This window comes from Fulvivirga sp. AWR4_260, assembly GCF_056158185.1.
This window is the reverse complement of record NZ_JBSWSU010000003.1, coordinates 1-3,493: the sequence shown is the minus strand read 5'-3', so window position 1 is coordinate 3,493 and position 3,493 is coordinate 1. Positions and strand designations below refer to the sequence as shown.

General features: G+C 45.5%; 7 protein-coding genes. All 7 read right to left on the bottom strand.

Features of this window, described 5'->3' with window-relative positions; all coding sequences use genetic code 11:
- On the bottom strand, positions 1–251 hold a 251-nt coding region (locus tag ACXACQ_RS06080), incomplete at its 3' end, for an SPFH domain-containing protein (RefSeq protein ID WP_474975050.1).
- A gap of 28 nt (positions 252–279) precedes the next feature.
- Positions 280–543 (bottom strand): SPFH domain-containing protein, encoded by a 264-nt coding sequence (locus tag ACXACQ_RS06075; RefSeq protein ID WP_474975049.1) that lies wholly within the window; start codon positions 541–543, stop codon positions 280–282.
- Positions 515–727 carry a protease modulator HflK N-terminal domain-containing protein gene (locus ACXACQ_RS06070; protein WP_474975048.1) on the bottom strand — a complete coding sequence of 71 codons (213 nt, stop codon included), beginning with the start codon at positions 725–727 and terminating at the stop codon, positions 515–517. The genes ACXACQ_RS06075 and ACXACQ_RS06070 overlap by 29 nt, the downstream gene beginning before the upstream one ends.
- Positions 728–765: 38 nt before the next feature.
- Positions 766–1,734, bottom strand: a complete 969-nt coding sequence (gene hflX, locus ACXACQ_RS06065; RefSeq protein WP_474975051.1) for a ribosome rescue GTPase HflX — start codon at positions 1,732–1,734, stop codon at positions 766–768.
- Positions 1,691–2,056 carry an HflX-like GTP-binding protein gene (locus tag ACXACQ_RS06060; protein WP_474975047.1) on the bottom strand — a complete coding sequence of 122 codons (366 nt, stop codon included), beginning with the start codon at positions 2,054–2,056 and terminating at the stop codon, positions 1,691–1,693. The genes hflX and ACXACQ_RS06060 overlap by 44 nt, the downstream gene beginning before the upstream one ends.
- 35 nt (positions 2,057–2,091) lie before the next feature.
- The gene (hfq, locus tag ACXACQ_RS06055; RefSeq protein ID WP_067097470.1) at positions 2,092–2,337 is read right to left on the bottom strand and encodes an RNA chaperone Hfq; all 246 of its coding nucleotides are present in this window, start codon (positions 2,335–2,337) and stop codon (positions 2,092–2,094) included.
- Between the two features lie 88 nt (positions 2,338–2,425).
- Positions 2,426–3,358, bottom strand: coding sequence for a tRNA (adenosine(37)-N6)-dimethylallyltransferase MiaA (miaA, locus tag ACXACQ_RS06050; RefSeq protein ID WP_474975046.1), 933 nt, complete (start codon positions 3,356–3,358; stop codon positions 2,426–2,428).
- Positions 3,359–3,493 lie beyond the last annotated feature (135 nt).

Genomic DNA, 3,493 nt, shown 5'->3' with positions numbered 1-3,493 from the left:
AAAAGACCAGTGCCGTAATCATTAATGTATGACTGAAGTCGCTCCTTCACATCAGCCGCTAATACTTCACGACCTTCTGTTAAGATTTGATCCATTTCAGTTGTACCCACAACGTGACGTAAAGAACTTTCAACGGCTTGCGCCAGAGAGTCTTCTGGAGAACGTACGTTAATGACAAAGTCACGCGGATTATCAATGGAGTATTGAACAGAAACGCCAACTTCAACGATCGCCTCATCGACCGTCAGCATTAAAGCCTTGTGGTCATGTGAACGAACCTTAGTAACGTTTACCTTTAGTAACGGAATCAATCATTGGCGGATTCCAATGAAGACCTGGCATAACAGTTTCGTGGAATTTACCCAAACGAAGCACAACACCTCGTTCTTGTTGGTCCACCTGATAGATACCTGTAGCCGCCCACAGAGCAAACAAGCCAATTACAACGACACCTAATAGGCCACCGCTTAACTTGCCTCCCATACCTGGACCACCGCCTGAGCCAGAACCGCCATTACCACCACGCTTCTTTTTTAACTCCAAGCATATCCATCAGCTTGCCAAAAGCCTCATCTAAGTCTGGAGGTGATTGATCTTTACCGCCGTTCTGACCTTGACGACCCCACGGGTCATTATTAGGTTCTTGGTTACGCCCACCATTGTTGTTACGGTTTTTATCCGTGTTCCATGGGTCGTTGTCGTTATTACCCGGTTCATTCCAGGCCATACTACATCTCCACTTTCTTGTAATGATAATCCGGTTATTTAGGCTGCCTGAATTTGTTCTTCAGACATACCCACTCTAGCAAGAATCTGTAAATAATCCTTACGAGGCAGACATAATTCAAGTACAGATCGCCCTAGCTCATCATAAGTTTCACCCTTTACAGCACCCTGCTCGAACAACATCGCTCTAAAACGACCCAAACTCGACGGCACAATAATGGTTTCCTTTACGATTTCCTCAGACAGCAGTTCCGCAATTGCCTGCTCAAGTAAATCAATGCCATTCCCCTCACGTGCAGACAACCAAACTCTCGTTGGGTTCCCTTGTTCATCACGATCTATTCTGGCTTCACCAGTAGGCAAGGCATCAATCTTATTAAAAACCTTCAACATTGGCAGCTCATTAGCGCCAATCTCATTTAACACATCATCAACTGCAGCAATATTCTCATCTCGATTAACATCCGCAGCATCAACAACGTGAAGCAATAAATCAGCCTCCGCTGACTCTTTCAAAGTCGCCTGAAACGCTTTGACAAGACGGTGCGGCAGTTTTCGAATAAACCCTACGGTATCCGCTAAAACTACTGCCCCCACTTGCTCTAGATCCAATCGGCGTAGCGTCGGATCAAGTGTTGCGAACAGTTGATCGGCTGCGTAAACCTCTGCTCCTGTTGCCCTATTAAACAATGTTGATTTACCAGCATTGGTATAGCCAACTAGCGAGATTGTAGGAACATCAGAACGAGATCGAGCACGACGACTTTGATCCCTCTGAGAGTTTACTTTCTCAAGGCGTTTTTGGATTGCTTTTATTCTATCTCGCAATAAACGACGGTCAGTTTCTAGCTGCGTTTCACCAGGGCCACGCATACCAATACCACCTTTTTGACGTTCAAGGTGGGTCCAACCACGGATAAGACGAGTTGACATGTGCTGAAGCTGAGCAAGCTCTACTTGCAGCTTACCTTCGTGAGTTCGCGCACGTTGAGCAAAAATATCTAGGATAAGACCGGTACGGTACTAGTACCCGACACTTGAGGACACTTTCAAGATTACGTTCTTGAGATGGGGACAAGGCGTGATCAAAAAGCACTACTTGAGCCTCTTCTCGAATCACAATGTCTTTGATTTCATCTAGCTTACCAGTGCCGACAAAGAACTTGGAATCAGGTCTTTGACGAGACCCTGTCACGACAGCGACAGGGTCTGCACCAGCAGAGATAGCGAGTTCTACGAATTCTTCAGGTCCATGCCTATCTTCTTGATCATTAAAATCGATATGGACTAATACAGCAATTTCACCACTTTCTGGGCGTTCGAAAAACAAGTTATTTAACCTCTGCTTGCTCTAGTCGAGCAAACTTATTCTGCAGCATCTTCCGCCTGATCAGGGGACGGTAGACGAATTGTACGAGAAGGAACAACCGTCGAGATTGCGTGTTTGTACACCATTTGGCTAACAGTGTTTTTCAACAAGATCACGAACTGATCAAATGACTCGATTTGTCCTTGTAGTTTAATACCGTTCACAAGAAAGATTGACACAGGCACTCTCTCTTTGCGAAGCACATTTAGGTAAGGGTCTTGTAGTGATTGCCCTTTTGACATCGGATTCTCCTTAAGCAAGCAAACTTATAATTAAAATATTGGCAAAACAATACTATAGATAATACAACAAAATTTTCCTGATTTCCCCTTATATAATCTCGCTTTGCAAGTATTTCAAGGTTTGTCCTAAAAGATCCTTTTGTAAACTATCGAATATCACCAAATTATCCCAACCTCGCAACCAAGTATGCTGACGTTTCGCCAACTGCCTAGTCGCGACAATCCCTTTAAAGATAGCATCCTCTAGAGAATCTTCTCCTTCAAGATATTGCCAAAGCTGACGATACCCCACACAGCGAATAGAAGGCATATCAATCGTCAGGTCTCCACGCTGATATAGCGCCTCCACTTCGGCCAAAAAACCTTGTTCCATCATGATATCGAAACGCTGTTCTATACGCTGATGCAAGGTTGCGCGGTCTTGAGGCATCACAGCTAAGTTAACCATATCAAACGGCAGCTCTTGGGCTTCCTGCTCCGCCCAAAGCTGTGTCATTGTTTTACCTGTTAACCGAAAGACCTCTAATGCCCGCTGTAATCGCTGTGGGTCATTTGGGTTAATGCGCTCGGCAGCCACAGGGTCGATCTGTTTCAGCTGATCATGCAAACTCGCCAGACCAAACTCGGCGGCATGTTGCTCAAACTCAGCTCTAATAGCAGGATCCGCCGCAGGCATCGGAGCAAGCCCCTTCTGCAAAGCATTGAAGTACATCATTGTTCCACCAACCAATAGCGGCGTTTTTCCATGCGCAACGATGTCATCTATTTCTCGACAAGCATCGGCCATAAAATCTGCGGCTGAATAGCTTTCACTTGGATCAATAATATCTATTAGTCGATGGGGAGCCTGCGCCAAAGTCTCAGCATCAGGCTTAGCCGTACCAATATCCATCCCTTTGTACACAAGAGCAGAGTCGACACTGATGATCTCATAGCCATGCTGGCTGGCCAGTTCGACTGCTAAGCCTGTTTTTCCGGAAGCCGTTGGCCCCATCAAACAGACAACTTTAGGTTTGGACATAACTTAACGGCCTCGTAAAAACAATTTATCTAAATCAGACATCGACAACTGAGTCCAAGTTGGACGCCCATGGTTACACTGCCCACTGCGCTCTGTGACTTCCATATCTCGAAGTAGACTATTCATCTCGGCAAT